Below are 4,953 nucleotides of genomic sequence, written 5' to 3' on the forward strand. Positions count from 1 at the left end.
ATTTTCTCTTTCTCGCTCCATACCCCTTTTAATGCTATACATTCTCATTAACCCTTTTAACCTTTGAATTAATTTTAGTTATTATGTACTACTTTAATAGCTTTTTTGATCTGTGACAGTTGAGGGTGCGGAATGTGGGTTAAAAGGGTGCATCTCAATTTTGGAGAAATATCTGTATCACATTTTGGGCGCACGCGATGCGCCCCTACAATAATATTATGGTAGGGGCGAATTGCATTCACCCTCTTTTAATAACTTCTGCTGATCACTACAAGTACGAGAGAGCCACAAATATGAGATGCACCCGATTAAAATGGACTAAAGTTCTTGTCCCTAGTCGGTGACTGACTAGAGCCATCGGACAAAAAATAAACTTCCTAACTGCTGATGATTACCTCACCTTGGCGGCGTATTATTGACAATATTGAGCGCATAAAGGCGAAAACGCTCTAGATCGGCTTGCAGGGTTGATTCCACCACTCGACCGAGGAAAAGATTATCCATCAATTTTCCTAACCAACCGGGTATAGCATAGGATGCTGTCAGTCGCACAATACTCCTACCATGACGGTCATAAAAACGAATCGCCCCGCGGTTAGGCAACCCGTCCACGGATTCCCATTGAATCATCTGGTGGGGGACAATTTTCAGTATCCGTGACAACCAAGTAAATTCTAGACCACCACTGGCTAACTTCCAACGGGAAAGCTCTGGCTCCTCCTCTAGAATTTTCACCGATTCGATCCATTTCATCCACTGGGGCATTTGTTCTAAATCTGACCAGAGATCCCAAACCAGATCGATCGGCGCGTCCACTTCTACCTGTACACTATGTTCTAACCAAGTCATTCGTTAATTCTGGCGATGCTAAATATTTCTATGATAACGGCTATTAGTCTTCAGCTTTTGACTCAATGATAAAATAAAAACAATCTTCGGGGTTTAATTTTACTATGTTAATCAGAAAACTGCTCGAATGTGAAGAATTTATCGCCGGTGATCATACCCGATTGCGCGAGTTATTGCATCCCGATAAACAGCCGTTGAATCTACGTTATAGTTTAGCCCACGCCCAGGTAGATGTGGGGGAAACTTCTACTCCCCACGCTTTAAAAACTGCGGAAGTTTATTATATTCTGCAAGGACAAGGGGAAATGCACATCGATGAGGAAGTGCAATTAGTGACTGTCGGTGCTGCCATTTATATACCTCCTCTAGCTAAACAATATATTCATAATTGTGGAGAGGAAACCTTAGTTTTCTTGTGCATTGTCGATCCTGCTTGGCGAGTGGAAGACGAAATTATCTTTGAGTAAAACTAATGAATATTGGCATTATTGGACTGGGTTTAATCGGGGGTTCCTTGGGGTTAGATTTACAATCACAAGGTTATAAGGTTTTGGGAGTTTCTCGTCAACAATCCACCTGTGATATCGCTGTACAAAAAGGAGTGGTAGATGAATCTAGTACCAGTTTAGAATTATTGGCTACTGCCGATTTAATCTTTATTTGTACTCCCATACATTTAATTGTGCCAACTTTGCAAAAATTAACTCCCTATTTAAAACCCCAAGCCATTGTCACCGATGTGGGATCGGTTAAAGGGGCAATTGTGGCCAATTGTAGTCGATTATGTCCGAATTTTGTCGGTAGTCATCCTATGGCTGGGAAAACCGAACAGGGAATTAATGCAGCACAATTGGGTTTATTTGTCAATACCCCCTATCTGATTACTCCCCTCGAATCTACTCCTGATTTTGCCGTGGAAATCTTAACCGAAATAGTACAAAAATTAGGCTGTAAAATTTATTATTCTTCCCCCGAAGAACACGATCAAGCCGTGGCCTGGATTTCCCATCTGCCAGTAATGATTAGTACCAGTTTAATCCAAGCTTGTGCGAAAGAACAAGACCTGAATATTCGCCAATTAGCGGAAAATTTAGCTAGTTCTGGTTTTCGCGATACCAGTCGCGTCGGTGGCGGTAATCCCGAATTAGGTTTAATGATGGCTAAATACAATCGTCAAGCTTTATTGATATCCTTGACAAATTATCGGCAAAATCTTGATCAAATTATTGACTATATTGCAGGAGAAAAATGGCAGGAACTAGAGGAAATTCTCGTCTCTAGTCATCAAGATCGAGCCAATTTTATTCAATAAAAATAACATTTTGTCCCTAGCAATTATCCCACGGCACTGTATCATAGATTTATACTAAGCAACCCAATGAAATGATATGACCACCTTTTTCGACTTTGAAGCCGAATTTGTTGACTCCTTACGTTGTATCCCGATGACCGTGAGAATGAAACTAGATACCTGTGGAGTTAAATTAAAATTATCCCATTGGATGCAGTTGAGTCAACCAGAAAGAATGGTATTAGTTAATATGGCTTGTACGACGGCAGCAGAAGCCAAAATTTATCGAGATTTTCTGCAAAAATTAATCACCGAAAAAACTGGCTATCCCCCAGGAGAACTAGCAATAGCTCCCCATCCCGCTTGGCTAGATGATAGCCAGATACCCGATACAGTCCGAGAAAAAGCTAGAGAATTCCAGATCGAAATTAGTTTAGAACAATGGCAAAAATTGCCCCCATCCCAACGGTTTGCCCTGATTAAACTCAGTCGTCCGGGCCACGAAAATCTCAACTTCTATCCGGCCCTGAAAGAGTTCCATATAGTCGATGCCTAACTCAAGAACCTATGCCATATTAATTAAGTCCCTTCCTACCTTACTGTCATGACAAGCAAAAAGGCGATCAAGGCGCAAAATTATTATTTTAGACCAGATCGATCTCGAATTAAAACGGGGGGAAATAACGGATGATAGCCGGTTTAATTAGTCCCAGTAAAGGGGAGGTTTTCTACCATGATAAACCTTAACGGGATTTAATAAATAAATTGCAGTAAATTGCTGCTCTGAGGATTGGTCAATTTTCTTAATAAAAATGATAATTAATGTCCTATTCTTGAAAACTAATTAGACAGTTTCCATCCAGTCAAAAACTTGATTCAATTGCGACAAATCGATTAAACCGTACTGCCATAAAACCATCGGCAAAGAACCCACCGATGCTTCACAGAGACGCACAGCCATATCGAGGGAACGGGGGGAAATTGCTAATTTCTCCAAGAGGAAAGTGCGGAGTTGTTTTTGTTGATGAGCTTCCATGATTAAGGATCATTTATAATGACAATCTGATTATTGAATAACTTATCCTCTATTAAAAAGAGATGCTTCCCTCACGGGGATCACCCAATTGGGTGATTTTGTCCACCAATCGGAATAATTTAAGAATTTATCCATAATATGTCCTACTATCCCGAAATTGCTAGTGGGGATATCAACACTTCCTTTACTTAGAAAAACGAGAAAGGGGAGCTTTTGGGATAAGCTATTGATAACCTAGTTTTTGCTCAAGTAGGAGAGAATTGCCCCCAATGAGTCATGCTCCTCAAGTTTCCGTAATTATTCCTTGCTATAATCAAGGTCGCTATCTTGATGATGCGATCGCATCTATTTTAGTACAAACATACCAAGACATTGAAATCCTTGTCATTGATGATGGCTCCACAGAACCGGAAACCATCGAGATTTTACAAAATTATCAACAGCCAAAAACCCGGATCATCCGCACAGAAAATCAAGGGGTTGCCACAGCCAGAAATCTAGGAATTGCCCAAGCGCAAGGAACCTATATTCTTCCCCTTGATGCCGATGATAAAATTGCCGATTCCTATCTGGAAAAAGCGGTTACTTTGCTAGAAGGTGATGAGCAATTAGGTATAGTTTATTGCGAAGCGGAGTATTTTGGCGATAGACAAGGAATTTGGCCGCTGCCTGAGTATAAATTTCCCGATATATTAGTAGATAATATGATATTTTGCTCCGGTTTGTTTCGGAAATCCGACTGGGAAACTGTGGGCGGCTATAATAGCAATTTAATTTATGGTTGGGAAGATCACGATTTTTGGTTATCTCTGATCGAATTAGGTCGAGAAGTCTATCGTATCCCAGAAGTGTTATTTTTCTATCGACAAAAAGCTGATTCTATGAGTCGCTCAATGACCGCAGAACACTATATTTATTCCTATACCCAACTTTTTTATAATCATCCCCAACTTTACTCCCAAAATATCCAAGCCATTTTTGCTGCTTTAGTCACCTTAAAAGTCGATATATTCGCTCAGTTGGAACGGGCTAGAGAACGAATTAAACAATTAGAAATTCATGAACAAGAATTGCAACAAGACTTGCAAAAAACCCAATTGGATTATCGAGAAGCTGACAGCAAAATAGCCGCAATGGAAAAAAGTAAATTCTGGCAAATGAGAAGGGCTTGGATTAAAATGCAAAAATTGCTAGGTTTGCTGGAAAAAGACCCAATTTATTCCTAAAAGTCAGATAAAAATGTCGATGGATCAAGACGGGGGTTGGGCTGCGCTTCCCTAACCCACCCGACTTTTTAATCGACGGCAATTAAGGAACGATTGCGAAGATAAGCCAAATCTTTTAATAACTGTTCGCTATCACCACCGTTATTAAGATTAATCCCCAAAGCCGCTAAATCCGCATCTACCATTAATTTTACCAGTCCCTCGAACGTTACCGACGGCTGCCAGCCTAATTTCTCCCTGGCTTTTGTGGAATCTCCTATCAATAAATCCACTTCCGCTGGACGCAAATAACGTTGATCAAACTCCACATAATCCTGCCAATTTAAATTAACGTATTGGAAAGAAATATCGAGAAACTCCCGGATAGAATAGGTTTCATTGGTCGCCACTACATAGTCATCCGGTTCTTCCTGTTGTAACATTAACCACATCGCCCGCACATAATCCTTAGCATAACCCCAATCCCGTTTAGAATCAAGATTTCCTAGATAGAGTTTTTTCTGTTGTCCGGCAATAATTCGGGCCAAAGCGCGGGTAATTTTGCGCGTGAC

General features: G+C 40.6%; 7 protein-coding genes. 4 read left to right on the plus strand and 3 right to left on the minus strand.

Annotated elements, in window-relative coordinates:
• Window positions 1-396 precede the first annotated feature (396 nt).
• On the minus strand, window positions 397-849 hold the full coding sequence (locus IM456_RS02510; protein WP_149987545.1) for an SRPBCC family protein: 453 nt from the start codon (window positions 847-849) through the stop codon (window positions 397-399).
• Between the two features lie 104 nt (window positions 850-953).
• On the opposite strand from IM456_RS02510, the gene IM456_RS02515 reads away from it, so the two are divergent.
• From IM456_RS02515 to IM456_RS02525, 3 genes are all read left to right on the plus strand, one after another.
• Complete coding sequence (locus IM456_RS02515) at window positions 954-1,316, plus strand: cupin domain-containing protein (RefSeq protein WP_149987544.1); 363 nt, start codon at window positions 954-956, stop codon at window positions 1,314-1,316.
• A 5-nt stretch (window positions 1,317-1,321) separates the two neighbouring features.
• Window positions 1,322-2,161: a prephenate/arogenate dehydrogenase gene (locus IM456_RS02520; protein WP_149987543.1), complete on the plus strand. Its 840-nt coding sequence runs from the start codon at window positions 1,322-1,324 to the stop codon at window positions 2,159-2,161.
• Between the two features lie 76 nt (window positions 2,162-2,237).
• Complete coding sequence (locus tag IM456_RS02525) at window positions 2,238-2,696, plus strand: nitrate reductase associated protein (protein WP_149987542.1); 459 nt, start codon at window positions 2,238-2,240, stop codon at window positions 2,694-2,696.
• A 288-nt stretch (window positions 2,697-2,984) separates the two neighbouring features.
• Here IM456_RS02525 and IM456_RS02530 read toward each other — a convergent pair whose 3' ends face one another.
• Window positions 2,985-3,176: a DUF2949 domain-containing protein gene (locus IM456_RS02530; protein ID WP_002738067.1), complete on the minus strand. Its 192-nt coding sequence runs from the start codon at window positions 3,174-3,176 to the stop codon at window positions 2,985-2,987.
• 269 nt (window positions 3,177-3,445) lie between these two features.
• Between IM456_RS02530 and IM456_RS02535 the strand changes: the two genes are divergently transcribed.
• A complete protein-coding gene (locus IM456_RS02535) occupies window positions 3,446-4,402 on the plus strand; it encodes a glycosyltransferase (protein WP_287694247.1) in 957 nt (318 codons plus the stop codon).
• A gap of 68 nt (window positions 4,403-4,470) precedes the next feature.
• Here IM456_RS02535 and IM456_RS02540 read toward each other — a convergent pair.
• The coding region (locus IM456_RS02540) for a GDP-mannose 4,6-dehydratase (protein ID WP_287694243.1) at window positions 4,471-4,953 on the minus strand (483 nt) is incomplete at its 5' end.

Source organism: Microcystis sp. M079S1 (assembly GCF_020246425.1).
Taxonomy (GTDB): Bacteria; Cyanobacteriota; Cyanobacteriia; order Cyanobacteriales; family Microcystaceae; genus Microcystis; species Microcystis aeruginosa.